At 72.6% G+C, this 17,545-nt stretch carries 24 protein-coding genes; 19 read left to right on the plus strand and 5 right to left on the minus strand.

All coding sequences use genetic code 11. The features are described 5' to 3' along the window. Nucleotides 1–74 precede the first annotated feature (74 nt). The 11 genes from ACZ501_RS29300 to ygfZ all read left to right on the plus strand — a co-directional run bounded on the left by ACZ501_RS29300 (nt 75) and on the right by ygfZ (nt 7,764). A complete protein-coding gene (locus ACZ501_RS29300) occupies nt 75–782 on the plus strand; it encodes an LmeA family phospholipid-binding protein (RefSeq protein WP_468799486.1) in 708 nt (235 codons plus the stop codon). Between the two features lie 162 nt (nt 783–944). After that, nucleotides 945–1,028, plus strand: a complete 84-nt coding sequence (locus ACZ501_RS29305; protein WP_350206375.1) for a putative leader peptide — start codon at nt 945–947, stop codon at nt 1,026–1,028. A 199-nt stretch (nt 1,029–1,227) separates the two neighbouring features. Next, entirely contained in the window at nt 1,228–2,073 is an 846-nt protein-coding gene (locus ACZ501_RS29310) for a sulfurtransferase (protein ID WP_361604360.1), read from the plus strand. Between the two features lie 65 nt (nt 2,074–2,138). Beyond that, nucleotides 2,139–2,429: a DUF1416 domain-containing protein gene (locus ACZ501_RS29315; protein WP_030030422.1), complete on the plus strand. Its 291-nt coding sequence runs from the start codon at nt 2,139–2,141 to the stop codon at nt 2,427–2,429. Between the two features lie 110 nt (nt 2,430–2,539). Continuing rightward, nucleotides 2,540–2,806: a DUF3099 domain-containing protein gene (locus tag ACZ501_RS29320; RefSeq protein WP_361604356.1), complete on the plus strand. Its 267-nt coding sequence runs from the start codon at nt 2,540–2,542 to the stop codon at nt 2,804–2,806. A 116-nt stretch (nt 2,807–2,922) separates the two neighbouring features. Then, the gene (locus ACZ501_RS29325; protein ID WP_468799488.1) at nt 2,923–3,723 is read left to right on the plus strand and encodes a hypothetical protein; all 801 of its coding nucleotides are present in this window, start codon (nt 2,923–2,925) and stop codon (nt 3,721–3,723) included. Continuing rightward, a complete protein-coding gene (locus ACZ501_RS29330) occupies nt 3,720–4,556 on the plus strand; it encodes a hypothetical protein (protein WP_361604350.1) in 837 nt (278 codons plus the stop codon). The genes ACZ501_RS29325 and ACZ501_RS29330 overlap by 4 nt, the downstream gene beginning before the upstream one ends. Further along, on the plus strand, nt 4,553–5,425 hold the full coding sequence (locus tag ACZ501_RS29335) for a hypothetical protein (RefSeq protein ID WP_468799490.1): 873 nt from the start codon (nt 4,553–4,555) through the stop codon (nt 5,423–5,425). Before ACZ501_RS29330 ends, ACZ501_RS29335 begins: the two co-directional genes overlap by 4 nt. Nucleotides 5,426–5,691: 266 nt before the next feature. After that, nucleotides 5,692–6,264 carry a heme-binding beta-barrel domain-containing protein gene (locus tag ACZ501_RS29340; RefSeq protein ID WP_361604344.1) on the plus strand — a complete coding sequence of 191 codons (573 nt, stop codon included), beginning with the start codon at nt 5,692–5,694 and terminating at the stop codon, nt 6,262–6,264. A 70-nt stretch (nt 6,265–6,334) separates the two neighbouring features. Continuing rightward, on the plus strand, nt 6,335–6,775 hold the full coding sequence (locus tag ACZ501_RS29345) for a Fur family transcriptional regulator (RefSeq protein ID WP_361604341.1): 441 nt from the start codon (nt 6,335–6,337) through the stop codon (nt 6,773–6,775). A 20-nt stretch (nt 6,776–6,795) separates the two neighbouring features. After that, entirely contained in the window at nt 6,796–7,764 is a 969-nt protein-coding gene (gene ygfZ, locus ACZ501_RS29350; protein WP_361604338.1) for a CAF17-like 4Fe-4S cluster assembly/insertion protein YgfZ, read from the plus strand. A gap of 30 nt (nt 7,765–7,794) precedes the next feature. Here the strand turns inward: ygfZ and dtd are convergent, their stop codons facing one another. After that, nucleotides 7,795–8,220, minus strand: a complete 426-nt coding sequence (dtd, locus tag ACZ501_RS29355) for a D-aminoacyl-tRNA deacylase (protein ID WP_361604335.1) — start codon at nt 8,218–8,220, stop codon at nt 7,795–7,797. 132 nt (nt 8,221–8,352) lie between these two features. On the opposite strand from dtd, the gene ACZ501_RS29360 reads away from it, so the two are divergent. Genes ACZ501_RS29360 through ACZ501_RS29375 form a run of 4 tightly spaced genes read left to right on the plus strand, consistent with a single transcriptional unit; the run spans nt 8,353 to nt 11,996 of the window. Next, nucleotides 8,353–8,976 (plus strand): RsiG family protein, encoded by a 624-nt coding sequence (locus ACZ501_RS29360; protein ID WP_468799492.1) that lies wholly within the window; start codon nt 8,353–8,355, stop codon nt 8,974–8,976. 55 nt (nt 8,977–9,031) lie between these two features. Then, complete coding sequence (locus ACZ501_RS29365) at nt 9,032–10,276, plus strand: GNAT family N-acetyltransferase (RefSeq protein ID WP_468799494.1); 1,245 nt, start codon at nt 9,032–9,034, stop codon at nt 10,274–10,276. 18 nt (nt 10,277–10,294) lie between these two features. Then, nucleotides 10,295–11,080: a putative protein N(5)-glutamine methyltransferase gene (locus ACZ501_RS29370; protein WP_468799496.1), complete on the plus strand. Its 786-nt coding sequence runs from the start codon at nt 10,295–10,297 to the stop codon at nt 11,078–11,080. A 19-nt stretch (nt 11,081–11,099) separates the two neighbouring features. Next, entirely contained in the window at nt 11,100–11,996 is an 897-nt protein-coding gene (locus ACZ501_RS29375; RefSeq protein WP_468799498.1) for a sigma-70 family RNA polymerase sigma factor, read from the plus strand. A 32-nt stretch (nt 11,997–12,028) separates the two neighbouring features. Here the strand turns inward: ACZ501_RS29375 and ACZ501_RS29380 are convergent, their stop codons facing one another. Together ACZ501_RS29380 and ACZ501_RS29385 are read right to left on the minus strand one after the other, a co-directional pair. Beyond that, on the minus strand, nt 12,029–12,370 hold the full coding sequence (locus ACZ501_RS29380; RefSeq protein ID WP_468799500.1) for a DoxX family protein: 342 nt from the start codon (nt 12,368–12,370) through the stop codon (nt 12,029–12,031). A gap of 81 nt (nt 12,371–12,451) precedes the next feature. Next, nucleotides 12,452–13,375 carry an NAD(P)-dependent oxidoreductase gene (locus tag ACZ501_RS29385; RefSeq protein ID WP_468799502.1) on the minus strand — a complete coding sequence of 308 codons (924 nt, stop codon included), beginning with the start codon at nt 13,373–13,375 and terminating at the stop codon, nt 12,452–12,454. A gap of 62 nt (nt 13,376–13,437) precedes the next feature. On the opposite strand from ACZ501_RS29385, the gene ACZ501_RS29390 reads away from it, so the two are divergent. Continuing rightward, nucleotides 13,438–13,788 (plus strand): winged helix-turn-helix transcriptional regulator, encoded by a 351-nt coding sequence (locus ACZ501_RS29390; RefSeq protein WP_468799504.1) that lies wholly within the window; start codon nt 13,438–13,440, stop codon nt 13,786–13,788. Between the two features lie 164 nt (nt 13,789–13,952). Here the strand turns inward: ACZ501_RS29390 and ACZ501_RS29395 are convergent, their stop codons facing one another. Continuing rightward, a complete protein-coding gene (locus ACZ501_RS29395; protein ID WP_362458853.1) occupies nt 13,953–14,618 on the minus strand; it encodes a maleylpyruvate isomerase N-terminal domain-containing protein in 666 nt (221 codons plus the stop codon). 96 nt (nt 14,619–14,714) lie between these two features. On the opposite strand from ACZ501_RS29395, the gene ACZ501_RS29400 reads away from it, so the two are divergent. The 3 genes from ACZ501_RS29400 to ACZ501_RS29410 all read left to right on the plus strand — a co-directional run bounded on the left by ACZ501_RS29400 (nt 14,715) and on the right by ACZ501_RS29410 (nt 16,155). Beyond that, entirely contained in the window at nt 14,715–15,125 is a 411-nt protein-coding gene (locus ACZ501_RS29400; protein ID WP_361604308.1) for a helix-turn-helix domain-containing protein, read from the plus strand. Nucleotides 15,126–15,148: 23 nt separating this feature from the next. Next, nucleotides 15,149–15,694, plus strand: coding sequence for a hypothetical protein (locus ACZ501_RS29405; protein WP_468799506.1), 546 nt, complete (start codon nt 15,149–15,151; stop codon nt 15,692–15,694). 122 nt (nt 15,695–15,816) lie between these two features. After that, nucleotides 15,817–16,155 carry a DUF2516 family protein gene (locus ACZ501_RS29410; protein ID WP_361604302.1) on the plus strand — a complete coding sequence of 113 codons (339 nt, stop codon included), beginning with the start codon at nt 15,817–15,819 and terminating at the stop codon, nt 16,153–16,155. Between the two features lie 69 nt (nt 16,156–16,224). Here ACZ501_RS29410 and ACZ501_RS29415 read toward each other — a convergent pair whose 3' ends face one another. Continuing rightward, nucleotides 16,225–17,469: a PP2C family protein-serine/threonine phosphatase gene (locus ACZ501_RS29415; RefSeq protein WP_468799508.1), complete on the minus strand. Its 1,245-nt coding sequence runs from the start codon at nt 17,467–17,469 to the stop codon at nt 16,225–16,227. Nucleotides 17,470–17,545: the final 76 nt, after the last annotated feature.

The raw sequence follows: 17,545 nt of genomic DNA on the forward strand, positions 1-17,545 counted from the left end.
GCGCCGCTGACCTCGTCCTCACGGCCGGTCATGGTCCACTAGAACGACGTACCGACTAGTAGGGGGAGGGGCACGTGCGTTTCATACGTGTCGTGGTGATCATCGGCGTGGTGCTGGGGGCGCTGTTCGTGGGCGTCGACCGCTGGGCGGTCGGCTACGCCGAGAACCGGCTGGCCGACCGCGTGCAGTCCCGCCAGGGCCTCGCGGGCAGCGCGGAGGTGGAGATCCACGGCTTCCCCTTCCTGACCCAGGCGCTCAGCCACGACCTGGAGCAGGTCGACCTGAAGCTGACCGGCATCGACGCCACCGCCGACGGCCGCAAGACGCGGCTCTCGCAGCTCGACGCCTCGTTCCACGAGGTGAAGCTGAACGGCGACTACAGCGGCGGCACCGCCAGGCGCGCGGAGGGCACCGCGCTGATCTCGTACGAGGACCTCACCAAGGCCTCGCAGAACGGCGTGGTCCTGACGTACGGCGGGGCGCCGAACAAGGTGAAGGTCACCGCGACGGTGGAGTTCCTCGGCAGGTCGGTCACCCGCAGCGTGATCTCGACGGTCGCCCTCGTGGACTCGGGCAGCGGCAAGGTCGTCCGGGTGCGCGCGGACTCCGTGCCGGGCGAGGGCATCCCGGGGATCGAGAGCGCGGTGCGCAAGCGGACCGACTTCGACCGCCGGATCGACGACGGGCTGCCGGCCGGGCTCAAGCTGTCCGCGCTGACCTCGGACGAGTCGGGTGTCCACCTCACGCTGAGCGGGACGGACGTGTCGCTGGCCGGATCGTGAGACGGCGCGGTCCGATCCGCAGGAGGACGGGCCGCACGAAGAGCCCCGGAGGGCCGCGAGGCGGGCCTCCGGGGCTTTCTCATCCCGACAAATGGACGATCCTGTCTCGGTATATGACACACCGGTGACAGGGCGGCCGGTTCGTCCCTACGATCCATGGCTATGAAGCATCAGCAGGCGGACCTCACGAAGCGGCGGGCAGTAGACCTGTGTCGCGTCGCCGCCATGCTCTGTCGCTCCATGTGAGGTGTGAGCCTTCCGCTCCACCGGCCGGACCGACGGCCCTTCATTCCGCGTGACCGCACCGCACGGCACTGGCCTCCCGTCCTCCTGACGCCTCCCCGCGCAGGGCCCGGTGGCCCCACCGCACCCGGCACGCACCAGCACGGCCCGCTTCGCAGAAGCCCAGCACAGCCCCGCCGCAACTGCCCCGGAGGAGAACACCATGAGCCGCAGCGACGTCCTCGTAGACGCCGACTGGGTCGAGGCCCACCTGAACGACGCCAACGTCGTGATCGTCGAGGTGGACGAGGACACGTCCGCGTACGACAAGAACCACATCACCAACGCCGTCCGGATCGACTGGAAGCAGGACCTCCAGGACCCGGTCCGCCGTGACTTCGTCGACCAGGAGGGCTTCGAGAAGCTCCTCTCCGCCAAGGGCATCTCCAACGACGACACCGTCGTCCTCTACGGCGGCAACAACAACTGGTTCGCCTCCTACGCCTACTGGTACTTCAAGCTCTACGGCCACCAGGACGTCCGCCTCCTCGACGGCGGCCGCAAGAAGTGGGAGCTCGACTCCCGCGACCTGGTCGACGGCAAGGACGTCCCGAACCGCCCGGCCACCCAGTACAAGGCCAAGCCGCAGGACACCTCGATCCGCGCCTTCCGCGACGACGTCGTCGCCGCGATCGGCGCCCAGAACCTGGTCGACGTCCGCTCGCCCGACGAGTTCTCCGGCAAGCTGCTCGCCCCGGCGCACCTCCCGCAGGAGCAGTCGCAGCGCCCCGGCCACGTGCCGAGCGCCCGCAACATCCCGTGGTCGAAGAACGCCAACGACGACGGCACCTTCAAGTCCGACGAGGAGCTGACCGCCCTCTACCAGGCCGAGCAGGTCGACCTGGCGAAGGACACCATCGCCTACTGCCGCATCGGCGAGCGCTCCGCGCTCACGTGGTTCGTGCTGCACGAGCTCCTGGGCCAGGAGAACGTCAAGAACTACGACGGCTCCTGGACCGAGTACGGCTCGCTCGTCGGCGTGCCGATCGAGCTCGGCCCCAACAAGTAACCCCGGCCGGGCACGCGACGCCCGCCCCGTAGGCAGCAGAACCTCTCTAGGACAGGACAGAGAACATGTGTGGAGCACAGATCGGCGGGCCCGACCTCGCGACGCTCAAGCCCGGTGAGACCGCGATCCAGGGCCAGGTGACCAAGGACGGCGAGCCCGTCAGCGGCTACGTCCGCCTGCTGGACTCGACCGGCGAGTTCACCGCCGAGGTCCCGACCTCCGCGACCGGCCAGTTCCGCTTCTACGCGGCCACCGGCTCCTGGACGCTGCGGGCGCTCGTCCCGGGTGCCCAGGCCGACCGCGCCGTCGTGGTCGCCGAGGCCGGCGGCGTGACGGACGTCGCCATCGCGGTCTGATCGCCTGACCGACAGCGAACCGGCCGGAGGGCCGCACCCCAGGGGGTTGGACGCCACTGGAACGGGGTGCGGCCCTTCGCGCCGTCCGCCCGCGGCCCTACGCTGGTGCTATGTACGCGCGGCGCCGGCGGGCCTATTTCCTGCTGATGGGCGGATGCCTGTTCCTCTTCGTCTCCGCCTGGTCCTTCGTGCGCCTGTTCTCGGTCGAGGCCGCGGTCGCGCTGTGCGTGGTCGCCATGGTCATCCCGCCCGTCGCCGCGATGGTCGCCAACCGCCGGGGCCCGGACGACCGCTGGTGGGACGACCCCTCCGGCGATCCGAAGTCGGACGAATGGTGGGACGAACTGGACGGGAAGCGGCGCCGCCCGGAGGACTGAATCCCGCCTATATAAAAGCGTAATAAAGATGCGTACAACGGCTCCCCGGCCCAGGGTGTCTTGGATGTGCGCGGGCGAACGTTCCCGCGGCTCCAGCCCTGTGGGGGGACCCCGTTTTGGAAAACGAGAACCAGGAATCGGGTACTCCCGAGATTCCACCCGTTGATCCGGCGATTCCGGACGTCTCCGCTCCGGCCCGTGGCCCGCGCCGCCGCGGGGGCACGACGCTCCTGATCGCCGCCGCCCTGGCCCTCGGCGCGCTCGCCGGCACGGTCACCGGTTATGCGATCCAGTACCACCGCGAACCGACCGCCCTGCCTCCGCTGGCGCAGCAGAAGCCGGACACGCCGAAGGCGCTGGCGCCGGACGACGCGACGACGGTCAAGTCGGTCAACGCCAACCGCTGGTACAAGACCGACGACGACCTTGCCCAGCTCCTGATCGAGGCGCCCGCCGGCGCCAAGGTCGAGGCCGACGGTTACGACACCCTCGACTCCTTCGCGACGACCTTCGAGAAGCCGGACGTCGTCCTGCGCGGCTTCCTGGAGGACGGGTTCCGGCGCCTCGCCACGCGCGTCTGGACCCAGGGCGACGTCCTGGTGATGGTCCGGCTCGTGCAGTTCCGCGACTTCTCCGGCGCGGACGCGTACCAGGGGGAGCAGGCGTCGTACATGCCCGAGAAGAGATACGCGGGCAACGACGGCGTGGCCGTCCCCGGCGTCCCCGCGGACCTCGGGCACGTCTGGGTCGCCTCGGAAGCCCACGAGGAGCCCGGCTACCTTCCGGTCCGGGAGAGCCGTGCCCTCATCCGCCGGGGCGACGTCGTCCTGGACCTCTATTACGTCGACAAGCGCGGCCGCCGGATCGCCGAGAGCGATGTCCTCGACCTGGCCAAGCGACAGCTGGAGCGACTGTGACCGAGCCGCAGACCGCGCCGCATACCGCGCCCGGCACCGAGCCGCAGGACGGGACCACTCCGGTCCCGCAGACCCGGGCCCCGGCCGGGCCGGCGGGTACGGCGGGCCGCCGCAGGACGGCCGCCCGGGCCGCGGGGGCCGTTGCCGTCGCCCTCCTCGTGGGCGGCGGGATCTGGGCTTCCTCCGCCATCGCGGGCGCCGACCGGACCGCGCCGACCGCCTACTGGGTCCCGGCGGGAGGCAAGCTCCCGGAGGCGGAGAACCCCGCACCCGTGCCCGCGAACGACCTCTCCGCCAAGCTGCTCCCGGCCCCCTCCGAATTCGCGGCGGGGCCCGACCTCGCGGCAGACGGGAACGACTTCTCCGTCTCCGGCGAGAAGGCGGTCGAGGGCTTCAAGGAGGCCCGCAAGGGCCTGTCCACTTCGGAGCGCAAGAAGCGCGACGACATGCTGGCCGAGCTCAAGCTCAAGGGTCTGGCGGGCCGCAGTTACGCCGCCGCCGGCGGCAGCATGGTCGTGGAGATCCGCCTCATGCAGGCCGACCCGCGGGCCGTGGGGGCCTTCTCGGAGGTGTCCAAGAAGCTCCTCGAACTCAACGGCGACGACCGTGACGCACCCAAGGTGGACGGCTACCCGGACGCCAAGTGCTCCCTGCTGGCCGTGGGCGAGGAGAAGCAGGAGAAGGTCGACTCCGTCTACTGCGTGGCCGTTCAGAACGACGTCCTGGTCAGCCTCCGCGCGTACGGGCCCAAGGACGGGTTCTCGAAGATCGAAGCCACCGGATTCCTCAAGAACCAGCTGTCCCGTCTGAAGTCCCCCGGGGAGTCCGCGTGACCGAGCCGAACACCACCGCCGCCCCGGCTCCGGCCCCGGCTGCGCCCGAAGCCGTGGACACCCCGGCTGCGCCCGCAGCCGTAGAGGTCCCCGCCGCCCCCGCCGTCCCCCGGGACCGCCGCGCGCTCCGCGCCCTCCTGCGCTGGACCGCCGCCGCCCTCGTCTTCGGGGCCGCCGGCGCGGGGACCGCGTACGGGATCACCCAGCCGGACCGCACCGACATCCCCGGCCTGTCCACCCGCGGCGACGGCCGCTGGTCGTACCCGGCCCTGGTCAAGCCCACCCTCCCGCCCGGCGCGGCGCTGCCCTTCGCCACGGACAACGAGGACGGCATCCACTACGCCGGCCTGACCCAGCTCCTCCTCCCCGCTCCGCTCGGCTCGGCACCGGACACCGGGCTGAAGCTGGAGAAGGACTCGGTGGTGAGCGTGGACACCTTCCTCGAGGAGTACGAGGGCTCCGCGCGCGAGAAGATGAAGCAGGGGTTCACCCACAACGGCCTGCGCCAGATCGCGGCCCGCGGCTGGACCACCCCCGACGGCACTCGCACCCGGGTCTACCTGCTGCGTTTCCACGCGTCCGGGTTCGCGGACACCTTCACCGGCTGCGGGCCCGACATGAACCTGAACGGCGTCAACCGGATCGAGGCGGACACCGCCTGGTCCAAGGCCCGCCTCGACCAGCCGGCCCCGGATCCCGGCGGCGTCACCGTCCTCGAGGAATCCGTTCCCTTCGGCGACGAGCAGATCAGGGTCGGGTGCGTCCAGTCGGGCGACGTCCGGGCCGTGATCCTCCAGACCCGCAAGGGCAAGGCCGAGGCCATCCCGCTCCATCAGGCGGTGATCCTGCAGCAGCAGCTGCTGAGCTGAATCCCGGGGGCCGGTACGGCCCACCTCGCAGCGTGCGCCGGTCCCCGGGCCAGTAGGCTTGGGGACCGGCCCCGTACACCGCACCGAAACCTCCGAGGAGCACCCCGTGCTTGAGGCAGTCTTCACCTCCCTGCTGGTCCTGGTCTGCGTCGGCGTCCTCGCCTTCACCGGCCTGGCCGTCAAGAAGCTGTACCAGGGTCAGCGCTGAGCATCCGCCCAGCCGACCGCACCGGAACCCCTCCCACAGATCGCCTGAGCAGCCAACCATGATCCAGATCCCGTCCGACCTGAACCCGGGCCTCGTCCCCCTCGCCTTCCTCCTCGGCACCTGGGAAGGCGCCGGCGTCTTCGACTTCCCCGGCGAGGAGAAGTGCAACTTCGGCCAGGAAGTCGTCTTCAGCCACGACGGCCGGGACTTCCTGGAGTACACCTCCCGTACCTGGGTGCTCGACGCCGAGGGCGCCAAGGTGCGCCCGCTGGAGTCCGAGTCGGGCTACTGGCGCATCGACAAGGACCGCAAGGTCGAGATCGTCATGGTGCGCGACCAGGGCGTCGTCGAGGTCTGGTACGGCGAGCTCGCCGACCAGAAGCCGCAGATCGACCTGGTCACCGACGCGGTGGCCCGTACGGCCGCGTCCGGCCCGTACAGCGGCGGCAAGCGGCTCTACGGCTACGTGAAGAGCGACCTCATGTGGGTCGGCGAGAAGGCCACCCCGGACGTCGAACTGCGCCCGTACATGTCGGCCCAGCTCAAGAAGGTCGTCACCCCGGAGGAGATCGCCGACATGGCGCGCAACCTCCCGGAGCTGCCGGAAGACGGCATCGCGTTCTTCCGCTGAGCACGCCGCAGTCCTGCGGACTGACGAAGGGGACCGCCCGCGGTCCCCTTCGCGCGCTTACACTGGCCGGGTGGTGACCACCGACTGGAAGAGCGATCTGCGGCAGCGCGGCTACCGGCTGACACCGCAGCGCCAGCTCGTGCTCGAAGCGGTCGACGCCCTGGAGCACGCCAGCCCCGACGAGATCCTCGTGGAGGTCCGCAAGACGGCCTCCGGGGTGAACATCTCCACGGTGTACCGGACCCTGGAGCTCCTGGAGGAGCTCGGACTGGTCTCCCACGCCCATCTCGGGCACGGAGCCCCCACGTACCACCTCGCCGACCGGCACCACCACATCCACCTCGTCTGCCGCACGTGCACTGGCGTCATCGAGGCGGACGTGGAGATCGCCGACGAGTTCACGGCGAAGCTGCGCGCCACCTTCGGGTTCGAGACCGACATGAAGCACTTCGCGATCTTCGGACTGTGCAAGACGTGCGCGGCGGCCGAGCGCCGGGCCGGCTCCTCCTAGCGGGGTCGTAGGCTGGTGCCATGACCAGCAGCCCCTTGCTCCATCTCCCCGGCGCCGTAGAGGCCGAAGGCCGTGACGAGGGCGTTGCCGCCCACTACGGAGAGCTCTACGGCGAACAGCGCGCCCTGGCCGACGGCCGCGGCTTCGTGGACCTCTCCCACCGCGGGGTCGTCACCGTCACCGGCGCGGACCGGCTGAGCTGGCTGCACCTGCTGCTCACCCAGCACGTCAGCGACCTCCCGGCCGGGCAGGCCACCGAGGCGCTGATCCTCTCCGCGAACGGGCACATCGAGCACGCCCTCTACCTCGTGGACGACGGCGAGACGGTGTGGGCGCACGTCGAGCCCGGGACCCAGGAGGCGCTCCTCGGCTACCTGGAGTCGATGAAGTTCTTCTACCGCGTCGAAGTCGCCGACCGCACCGCCGACTTCGCGGTCGTCCACCTGCCGGCCGGCTCGATCGCCGAGGTCGCCAAGGAGCACGTGGTCCGCGAGACCGGGCACGGCCGGGACGTCTTCCTGCCCCGCGCCGAGCTGGAGGCCTTCGCCGCCGCCCACGGCCCCGCCGCCGGGCTCCTCGCCTACGAGGCGCTGCGCGTCGAGGCCCACCGGCCGCGCGTCGGTCTGGAGACCGACCACCGGACCATCCCGCACGAGCTGGGCTGGATCGGCACCGCGGTGCACCTGCAGAAGGGCTGCTACCGGGGCCAGGAGACGGTGGCCCGCGTCCACAACCTGGGGAAGCCCCCGCGCCGCCTGGTCTTCCTGCACCTGGACGGCTCCGAGGTGCTGCTCCCCGCGCACGGCACGCCCGTACGGCTCGCCGCGGACGGGGAGGACGGCCGCCAGCTCGGCTTCGTCACCACCGCCGTGCGCCACCACGAGCTCGGCCCGATCGCACTCGCCCTGGTCAAGCGGAACGTTCCCGTCGACGCCCCGCTGCTGGCCGGGGGGACGGCCGCCGCCCAGGAGGTCGTCGTAGCGCCGTAACGGCCGTACCGAACGACGCGGCCGCGCGCCTCAGACGTCGATGACGAGGGTGAACGGGCCGTGGTTCGTCAGCGAGACCCGCATGTCCGCGCCGAACCGGCCCGTCGCCACCGTCGCGCCCAGCGCCCGCAGCTGCGCCACGACCTCGTCGACCAGCGGCTCGGCCACCGGGCCGGGCGCGGCCGCGTTCCACGTGGGGCGGCGGCCCTTGCGCGCGTCGCCGTACAGCGTGAACTGGGAGATCACCAGCAGCGGCGCGTCGACGTCGCTGCATGACTTCTCCGCCTCCAGGATCCGCACGGACCACAGCTTGCGCGCCAGCAGCGCCGCCTTCTCCGGGGTGTCGTCGTGGGTCACCCCCACCAGCACGCACAGCCCCTCGCCGACGATCTCGCCGACCGTCTCACCGGCCACGACGACGCTCGCGCCGTCCACCCTCTGCACCACTGCTCGCATACCACCTGTGTACCAGCCCTGCACCCGTCCGGGGCCGATCGGGTGGTCCCGGACTGCGTGCACACCACGGAGAGTGGCACCATGCACGCAGGCGGTGCCCCCAGCACCGGTCGAGGGGACGGATACGAACGCATGAACACCTCTGGTACCTCCGCACCTGCACCCGCGTCACCCGCGTCACACGCGTCACCCGGGTCGGACGCTCCGGCCGCGACCACGGCCATGACCACGGCCGCGGGATGGCCGCCCGCGCAGCGCACCGGCGAGCCGGCGGGGACGGCCAACCCCGCCACCGCCCTCGGCCTGCCCGAGCTGCGCGCGCTGCGGCGCGACGCGCAGCGCGACGAGGCCGACCTGAGCTACGTACGCAGACTCCTGCAGGGCCGGATCGACATCCTGCGCGCCGAGCTCGCCCGCCGTACGGACCCCGAGGCGCCGGTGGTGGACCGGCTCTCGGAGATCCTCGCCGACGCACCGTCCAGCCGCAGCGCCTCCGCCCGGCACGTCACGCTCGGCACCCCGCACAACGAGGAGTTCCGGCTGCTGGCGGCGGAGATGCTGTCCGACGTGGAGCTGTCCGACCTGGAGGCGCGCACGGACGGCGAGCTGCACGCCGCGATGGGTCGGCTGGTCGGCTTCGAGCAGCAGGTCTCGCGGCGCCGCCAGCAGCTCCAGCGGATGGCCGACGACTCCAGTGCGGAGATCACCCGCCGTTACCGGGAGGGCGAGGCGCAGGTGGACGACCTGCTGGCGTAGCCGACGGCGAAAATCGGGCGACCGGGGCCGGGCACGGCGGTTAGCGTGGCCGGTCATGAGCGCTGACGTGCGGCCGATCGCCGCATCCGAACTCCCCGCCTGGCTCACCACCCTGAACACGGGCTTCCTCACTCCGGGCACCCCGACGGAATCCGACGTGGCCCAGCGCGCCGCGCACAGCGATCTCGCGCGCATCCGGGGGGCCTTCGACAAGGCCACCGGGCAGTGCGTCGCCACCTTCCGCTCCTTCGCCCAGGAACTGACCGTGCCCGGCGGCGCCGTCGTCGGGTGCAGCGCGGTCTCCAACGTGACCGTGCTGCCCACCCACCGCCGACAGGGCCTGCTGACGCGGATGATGGAGGCCGAACTGGCCGCCGCCCACGCCCGCGGTGACGTCCTGTCCACCTTGATCGCCGCCGAGTACCCGATCTACGGGCGCTACGGCTACGGGCCCGCGACCGTGCACGCCGAGTGGGAGGTCGACGTCGCCCGCACCGGCATCGACCGCAGCCGGCCCGCGCCGGTCGACGGCGGCCGCATCGACCTGGTGGACGCGGCCGAGGTCCGGCGCGTGGGGCCCGCCCTGCACGAGCGGCTGCGCGCCTGGCGGCACGGCGTCATCGACCGCGACGCGCGCTGGTGGCGGCTGGAGACCGGTGAGGAGGAGATGTCGCACCGCCCGTACAAGGAGCGGATGTACGCCGTGTACCGGGACGCCGGCGGTGAGGTGGCCGGGCTGGTCTCCTACCGGGCCGACGACCACTGGACGGACTCCAAGACCCCGCTGAACACCGTGCAGGTCCGGGACCTCCTCGCGGCCACCCCGCAGGCCGAGCGGGCGCTGTGGCACTTCCTGTGCTCCATCGACTGGGTGCTGAAGGTCCGCACCGGCAACCGCGCCCCCGACGACCTGCTGCCGGAACTGCTGCCCGACGCGCGCGCGGCCCGGCCCGTGTCGGCCGCCGACTTCCTGTGGGTGCGCGTGCTGGACGCCGAACGAGCACTGGGCGCGCGGACGTACGCCGTGCCCGGGGTGCTCGTCCTGGACGTCGACGACCCGTCCGGCCCGGCGGGCGGCCGCTACCGGCTGGACGCGGGCGCCGGCACGTGTTCCCGTACGCAGGAGCCGGCCGACCTGCGGCTGGACGTGTCCGCGCTGGGCTCCCTGTACCTGGGCGACGCCTCAGCGGTCCGGCTGGGCGCCCTGGGCCGGGTGACGGAACACCGGCCGGGGGCCCTCGCACTGGCCGACGCGGTGTTCCGTACCGCGCGCCGGCCGTGGTGCCCGGACGTCTTCTGAGGGCTGGAAACAAGAGGAATGAGTGACGTGACGACGATCGTGGAACGGCTGCGGGCTGCGGGCTGCGTCTTCGCCGAGGAAGAGGCGGACCTGCTGACGGCGGCCGCCACTGACGACGGGCAGCTGGAGGGCATGGTCGCCCGCCGGGTGGACGGCGAACCGCTGGAGCACGTCGTGGGCTGGGCCGAGTTCGGCGGGCTGCGCGTGGAGGTCGGCGCGGGGGCCTTCGTACCGCGCAGGCGCACCGAGTTCCTGGTGCAGGAGGCGGTGGGGCTGGCCCGGCCCGGCGCGGTCGTGCTCGACCTGTGCTGCGGGGTCGGCGCCCTCGGAGCGGCGGTGGCGGCCCAGGTCCCGGGCGGGGTCGAGCTGCACGTGGCCGACATCGACCCGGGACCGCTGGAGTACGCGCGGCGCAACGTGGCCCCGTACGGCGGCTCCGTGTGGGAGGGCGACCTGTACGCGGCGCTGCCCGCGGAGCTGCGGGGGCGGGTGGACGTGCTGGTGGTCAACGCCCCGTACGTGCCGACGGGGGAGATCGGGCTCATGCCGTCCGAGGCCCGCGACCACGAGCCGCTGGTCTCCCTCGACGGGGGTGCGGACGGCCTGGACGTCCACCGGCGGGTCGCGGCGGACGCCCTGCGGTGGCTCGCGCCGGGCGGGCACCTGCTGATCGAGACCAGCGCCCGGCAGGCGCCGCTGACGGCGTCCGCGCTGACCGGGGGCGGTCTCGTGGTGCGGGCGGTGACCTCCGAGGAGCTGTATGCGACCGTGGTCATCGGCCGGGCGCCGGCGCCGGCTTCCTGAGGGGAAGGGGACACCAGGGGTGGACGAGGACGACAGGGCTTCACTGACCGAGCGCTTCGAGGAGCACCGCAGCCACCTGCGGGCGGTCTCCTACCGGATGCTCGGCTCGCTCGCCGAGGCCGACGACGCCGTCCAGGAGACCTGGCTGCGGCTGAACCGGACGGACGCGGACGAGATCCAGAACCTCGGCGGCTGGCTGACGACCGTGGTGTCGCGGATCTGCCTCAACCTGCTGCGCTCGCGCGAGCAGCGGCGCGAGGACCCGGTGGAGCGGCTGGAGACGCGGGTCCCCGACCCCCTCGTCAGCCCGGAGCGGCGGATCGACCCCGAGCAGGAGGTGCTGCTCGCCGACTCGGTGGGGCTGGCGCTGATGGTGGTGATGGAGTCGCTGGCTCCGGCGGAGCGGCTGGCGTTCGTCCTGCACGACATGTTCGCGGTGCCGTTCGACGAGATAGCCCCGCTGATCGAGAAGTCGGCCGCCGCGACGCGGCAGCTCGCCAGCCGGGCCCGCCGCAGGGTGCAGGGGCAGGCCCCCGCTCCCGACGCGGACCTGGCCCGCCAGCGGGAGGCGGTGGACGCCTTCTTCGCCGCCGCGCGCGACGGGCGGTTCGAGGCACTGGTCGCGGTGCTCGACCCGGACGTGGTGCTGCGCTCCGACGGGGGCGCGGGCGGGGCGCTCAGCGTGGTCCTGCACGGTGCGCGGACGGTGGCGGGCCAGGCGGTCACGTACAGCGTGCTCACCCCGTACGTGCGCCCGGCGCTGATCAACGGTGCGGCCGGTGTGGTCGTGGTCCGCAAGGGCCGGGCGGTGTCGGTGATGGCCTTCACCGTGGTCGGCGGCAGGATCGTCGCGATCGACGTGCTGTCCGACCCGGAGCGGCTGAAGCTGCTGGACGTGACGGCCCTGGAGGTCTGAGGCCGGAGGCCGGGGCCGCCGCCCCGCCCCGGTCAGACGACCAGGACGAGGGCGGCGGCCATCGGGGCGGCGTAGACCACCGGGAAGACGACGTGGGCGTAGTCCCGGGCCCGCAGGGTGACGATCACGGCGCCGATGAAGTAGAGCACCAGGCCGATGCCGGCGGCGATCCCGATGGCCGGGACGGCGAACCCGGCGAGGAGGCCGACCGCGCCGGCGACCTTGGCGGTGGCGAGCAGGTTCCACCAGCTGCGGGGGACCCCGTACTGGACGAGGGGCTCGACGGTGTACTTGGCGCGGGCGAAGAGCGAGGCGCCGGAGTACCCGGCCATGAGGGCGGCGACCAGGGTGATGACGGTGGCGGTGGTGGACATCGGGGGCTCCTTCGGGGGATCTCGTTTGCTCCGGCACCCCTATGACCCGCCGCCCCGCACGGATGTGACAGCCCGCCGGAACTATTTTCCGCAGGAGTGCGCGGTGCCCGCGGGCACCGCCGTGCGGCCGAGGAGTTCGGCGACGCGGACGAAGCCGTCCCCGCCGTGGCCGTGGGCGATCGCCCGGCGGGCCAGGCCCTCGGTCGCGCGCATCAGGCCGGCGTCGATGCCGTGTTCCTCGGAGGTGTGGATGATGTGGGCGATGGACGAGGCAGCCGACGTCAGCGGGTTGAGCTCGCCGGAGTAGCTGCCGCTGTCCACGTCCCCCGCGAACTCCGCGAAGAGCGGCGGCAGGATCGCGCCGATCCCCTGTGCGAACGGGGCCAGTTCCCCGGCGCTGACGCCCTCGGCCTTCGCCACCGCCAGGGCGTGCGCGTAGCCCGCCATCGCGGTCCAGAAGATGTCGAGCAGCGCGATGTCGTACGCCGCCGCCCGGCCGATGTCCTCGCCGAGGTGGGTGTGGGTGCCGCCCAGGGCGTCCAGCACGGGCTGGTGCTCGCGGTAGAGGTCCTGCGGGCCGCTGTGGATGAACACCGCGTCCGCTGTTCCGATGGTCGTGGCCGGCGTCATGATCGCGCCGTCGAGGTAGCGGATGCCGTGCTCGGCCGCCCACGCGCCGCTCTCCCGGGCCCGGCCCGGGGTGTCGGCGGTCAGGTTGACGACGGTGCGGCCCTTGAGGGCGGTGGTGACGGCCTCGGGCCGCAGGACGGCGTCCGCGGCCTCGTAGTTGACCACGCAGACCACGGTCAGCGGGCTCGCGGCGACGGCCTCGGCGGCGGACGGCGCCCCGGTCGCGCCCCGGGCGACCAGGTCCCGGTCCCGGCCGGGGGTGCGGTTCCAGACGGTGGTGCGCACGCCGGCGTCGAGGAAGGCGCCCGCCAGGGCCCGGCCCATCGGGCCGAGGCCGAGTACGGTGACGGCGGGCTGTCCGGGGTTCGAAGACATGGCTCAACTCCTGTGAAAACATGCATGATCGGCATGGACGTGGTGTGGAGGGGGACGAGAGGATGACGCGCAGCCGGGCCCTGGACCCGAACGTCTGCGGGGTCACCGCCGCGATCGCGGTGATCGACGGCAAGTGGAAGACGACCCTGCTCTGGCTGCTGGAATCCGGTCCGCAGCGGCCGGGCGAGCTGCGGCGCCGGACCCCGGGCCTGAGCGAGAAGGTGCTGACCCAGGCGCTCCGCGAGATGGAGGCCGACGGGCTCGTACACCGCGAGGTGCACGACGTGCTCCCGCTGAGGACCGAGTACTCCCTCACCGAGTTCGGCCGGGAACTCGCCGAGGCGGTGGCGCCCCTGTCCGACTGGGGGCACCGGCGTCTGGAGAAGCTCGCGCAGGCCCGGCCGGCCTCCTGACCCCTCCTCCCGACCCCCCAAGCTTCACCCGGGCGGGCCGGCCTGCCCAGTACCCACAAAAAGGTGGGTACCGGGCCGTCGGGAAGGGCGGCTGTCCGGAAGAGGCGGCTGTCCGGAAGAGGCGGCTGTCCGGAAGAGGCGGCCGTCCGGCCGAGGCCGGCCGTCTAGCCGAGGTGGAGCGGCAGTCGGGCCGCGATTCCTCCCCGGGCGGCGAGGGCGGCCTGTTCGGCCGGGCCGGGGGCGCGGCGGCCGGTGCCGATCAGCAGGGCGTCCTCGTCGGAGAACGACGCGGGGAACGCGCCGCCCGCGATCCGCTCCAGCAGCGCGCGGGAGCGGGCCAGGCCCTCGGCGGGCGGCCGCTCCGCGTGCGGGAGGCGGGCGGTCAGGTCGAGGTGGTGCAGCGTCCACTCCAGGACGTACGCGTCGAGGTAGTCGCCCACGGTCAGCACCTGTTCGCGGGTGCTGACGCGGCCGGCCCGGTCCGCGAGATCGGCGGCCCGCCCGGCGGCGGAACCGACGTCCTCCAGGTGGAATGTGAGCAGCCAGGGCTCCTCGTACGCGGCCGCGAGCCGTACGGTCAGCGCGTCGAGCGGGTCCTCGCCGTCCGGGGCGGCGTCGAGGACCTCCCAGTAGCCCGCCGCGTCCCGGGTGGGCGCGGCGTCCACGGGGGTGGCGAGGGTGATCAGGACGTCCTGCGCGTCGATGACCAGGTGGCACACCAGGTCCCGCACGAGCCAGCCGGCACACCCGGACGCCGCCGCGAAATCCTGGTCCTCGAGCCCGGCCACCGCCGCCCGCAACGCCACCCACGACCGCGAGAAGTCGTCCATTCCCGCAAGTTAGCACCGTTGGTGCGGGGGAAGGAGAGTGCGAGCTGCTGCAAGCAGGCGCTTGCAATAGTTAGCAGTGTCCGGCAGGATCGGAGCATGGCATCGCTCAACGTCGGAAACCTCGGCGAATACCTCCGCGAGCAGCGGCGGCAGGCCCAGCTCTCGCTGCGGCAGCTCGCCGACGCCGCGGGAGTGTCGAATCCGTACCTGAGCCAGATCGAGCGCGGGCTGCGCAAGCCGAGCGCGGACATCCTCCAGCAGCTGGCCAAGGCGCTGCGGATCTCCGCGGAGACGCTGTACGTGCAGGCCGGGATTCTCGACGAGCGGGACCGGGACGAGGTGGAGACGCGGGCCGTCATCCTCTCCGACCCGTCGATCAGCGAGCGGCAGAAGCAGGTGCTGCTCCAGATCTACGACGCGTTCCGCAAGGAGAACGCGCTGGAGGCCGACGAGGCTTCCGGCGGCGAGAACACCGGCGCGGACACCGCGATGCCCCCTACGAACTGACTGTGATCCGGGAGGACCCGCACATGGCCATCGCCGATGACCTGAAGAAGACCCTCACCGACCCCACCCCCCTCTACTTCGCCGCCGGCACGGCCGACCTGGCCGTCCAGCAGGCCAAGAAGGTGCCCGCGCTCATCGAGCAGCTGCGCGCCGAGGCCCCCGCGCGCATCGAGGCCGTGAAGAACACCGACCCGAAGGCCGTGCAGGAGGCCGTCACCGCCAAGGTCACCGAGGTCTTCGGGTCCATCGACCCCAAGAAGCTCGGCGAGACCGCCCAGGACCTCGCGCTGCGCGGTGTCGGCGTGGCCGCCGAGTACGCCGTCCGGGCCAAGGAGACCTACGACAAGGTCGCCGAGCACGGCGAGCAGGCCGTACGGGCCTGGCGCGGCGAGGTGGCCGACGAGATCGTGGACATCGCCGGGGCCGTGGAGCCGGCGCAGGACCCGGCCCCGGCGCAGGAGCCCGAGCCGGCTCGGGCCGCCGCCGCGGAGCAGCCCGCCGCGAAGAAGTCCGCCGCGCGCCGCAGCACCGCCAAGAAGGCCGCCGCCACGCCCGGCGACGAGAGCTGAACGACCCGGCTGCGGACCGGGCACCCCGCGGGTGCCCGGTTCGTTGACGTGGGGGAGGGCAGCTGCGGCGGTAGCGTGGAGTCGGAGTCACTGGTGCCGGATGCGAGAGGGCGGGCGAGACGATGCTGATGCAGGGGTTCGATAACGGGGTCCTCCCGTTGCTCGGCTACGCCATGCTGGCGCTCGCCGTCGTGGCCTTCGTGCTCGCGCTGCTGGCGCGGGAGGACGCGTACCGGGCCGCCGAGAAGCAGACGAAGACCTTCTGGCTGGTCATCCTCGGGGTGACCGTCCTGGTGGACTTCTTCCTCGGGATGCTCTTCCTGCAGATCGCCGGCCTGGTGGCGACCATCGTGTTCCTCGTCGACGTGCGCCCCGCCCTCAAGCAGGTCTCGGGCGGCGGCCCGCGCCGCGGTGGCAGCAGCAGCGACGGCCCGTACGGACCGTACAACGGCGGCCGCTGACCCGTTCCGGCTCGCGGGGCGGCCCCGTCTCGGCCTCTCGGGTGCGCTGGGCTGAGCCCCGTCCGCCGGTCAGGCCGCCGGGGTTCTGCCCGCCGCGCGGGAGAGCAGGACGACGGCCACGTCGTCGGTGAGCTCCCCGCCGTTCAGCCGGCGGGCCTCGGTGACGGACGCCTCCAGCAGCGCCTCGCCGCTCAGCCCGCGGTCCAGGTGCCGGTTGATCATCTCCACCATGCCGTCCTGGCCGAGCCGCTCGCGGCCCTCGCCGATGCGGCCCTCGATCAGGCCGTCGGTGTAGAGCATCAGGCTCCAGCTGCCGCCCAGGTCGACCTGGCGCCGGGGCCAGCGGGCCCGGGGCAGCAGTCCGAGGGCCGGGCCGCTGTCGTCGTACGGCAGCAGCCGCGCCGGCCCGCCCGGCCGGGAGATCAGCGGGGCCGGGTGTCCGGCCAGGCACAGGCCCGCGCGCCGACCGTCCGGGGAGATGTCCACCGTGCACAGCGTCGCGAAGATCTCCTCGCAGGGGCGCTCCACCTCCAGCACCTCCTGGAGGGTGGCGAGCAGGTCGTCCCCGCACAGGCCGGCCAGGGTCAGGGCGCGCCAGGCGATGCGCAGCTCGACGCCGAGGGCCGCCTCGTCGGGGCCGTGACCGCACACGTCGCCGATCATCGCGTGGACGGTGCCGTCGGGGGTGCGGACGGTGTCGTAGAAGTCCCCGCCGAGCAGGGCCCGGCTGCGGCCGGGGCGGTAGCGGGCGGCGAAGCGGAGGTCGGAGCCCTCCAGGAGGGGCGTGGGGAGCAGACCGCGTTCGAGGCGGGCGTTCTCCTGGGCGCGCAGTTTCGATTCTGCAAGCTTGTACTGGGCGATGTCCGCCCGCTTTCTCTCCACGGCGTAGCGGATGGCGCGGCTCAGCAGCCGGCCGTCGAGCTCGTCGCGGTAGAGGAAGTCCTGGGCGCCCACGCGTACGGCTTCGGCGGCGCGGTCGGCGTCGGCCTCGCCGGTCAGGACGAGGACGGCGTGGCGGGGGGCGATGCGCAGCACCTCGCGCAGGGCTCCGAGGCCGTCCTCGCCGGGGCCGGGCCCGGGCAGGTCCAGGTCGAGCAGTACGCAGTGCACGTCGGGGGTGAGCAGCCGGGTGGCCTCGGTGAGGTTGCGGGCGCTGCGGATCCTGATGCGGTGGCCGTCGGCGTCGAGGATCTCGGGGACGGTGAGGCCGCCGGCGGGGTCGTCTTCGACCACCAGCAGCGTCAGCGACGCCTGGGGGGCGGGGCCGCTGTCCGTGGCCGGGATGTCCCTCTGCCGCGGTACGGGTACAGGCATCGTCTCCGGTTCCTTGCCTCCCCCCGAGGGTGCGCTCATGCGGCAGACCCTAGCGGGCGGGTACCGGCGAGCGGAA

It is taken from the genome of Streptomyces sp. NPDC034085 (assembly GCF_055575555.1).

Coding starts and splice junctions, on each gene's coding strand:
- ACZ501_RS29305 (WP_350206375.1), top strand. CDS start 945: ATGAAGCATCAGCAGGCGGACCTCACGAAGCGGCGGGCAGTAGACCTG.
- ACZ501_RS29310 (WP_361604360.1), top strand. CDS start 1,228: ATGAGCCGCAGCGACGTCCTCGTAGACGCCGACTGGGTCGAGGCCCAC.
- ACZ501_RS29315 (WP_030030422.1), top strand. CDS start 2,139: ATGTGTGGAGCACAGATCGGCGGGCCCGACCTCGCGACGCTCAAGCCC.
- ACZ501_RS29320 (WP_361604356.1), top strand. CDS start 2,540: ATGTACGCGCGGCGCCGGCGGGCCTATTTCCTGCTGATGGGCGGATGC.
- ACZ501_RS29340 (WP_361604344.1), top strand. CDS start 5,692: ATGATCCAGATCCCGTCCGACCTGAACCCGGGCCTCGTCCCCCTCGCC.
- ygfZ (WP_361604338.1), top strand. CDS start 6,796: ATGACCAGCAGCCCCTTGCTCCATCTCCCCGGCGCCGTAGAGGCCGAA.
- dtd (WP_361604335.1), bottom strand. CDS start 8,220: ATGCGAGCAGTGGTGCAGAGGGTGGACGGCGCGAGCGTCGTCGTGGCC.
- ACZ501_RS29360 (WP_468799492.1), top strand. CDS start 8,353: ATGAACACCTCTGGTACCTCCGCACCTGCACCCGCGTCACCCGCGTCA.
- ACZ501_RS29365 (WP_468799494.1), top strand. CDS start 9,032: ATGAGCGCTGACGTGCGGCCGATCGCCGCATCCGAACTCCCCGCCTGG.
- ACZ501_RS29370 (WP_468799496.1), top strand. CDS start 10,295: ATGAGTGACGTGACGACGATCGTGGAACGGCTGCGGGCTGCGGGCTGC.
- ACZ501_RS29380 (WP_468799500.1), bottom strand. CDS start 12,370: ATGTCCACCACCGCCACCGTCATCACCCTGGTCGCCGCCCTCATGGCC.
- ACZ501_RS29385 (WP_468799502.1), bottom strand. CDS start 13,375: ATGTCTTCGAACCCCGGACAGCCCGCCGTCACCGTACTCGGCCTCGGC.
- ACZ501_RS29390 (WP_468799504.1), top strand. CDS start 13,438: ATGACGCGCAGCCGGGCCCTGGACCCGAACGTCTGCGGGGTCACCGCC.
- ACZ501_RS29395 (WP_362458853.1), bottom strand. CDS start 14,618: ATGGACGACTTCTCGCGGTCGTGGGTGGCGTTGCGGGCGGCGGTGGCC.
- ACZ501_RS29400 (WP_361604308.1), top strand. CDS start 14,715: ATGGCATCGCTCAACGTCGGAAACCTCGGCGAATACCTCCGCGAGCAG.
- ACZ501_RS29405 (WP_468799506.1), top strand. CDS start 15,149: ATGGCCATCGCCGATGACCTGAAGAAGACCCTCACCGACCCCACCCCC.
- ACZ501_RS29410 (WP_361604302.1), top strand. CDS start 15,817: ATGCTGATGCAGGGGTTCGATAACGGGGTCCTCCCGTTGCTCGGCTAC.
- ACZ501_RS29415 (WP_468799508.1), bottom strand. CDS start 17,469: ATGCCTGTACCCGTACCGCGGCAGAGGGACATCCCGGCCACGGACAGC.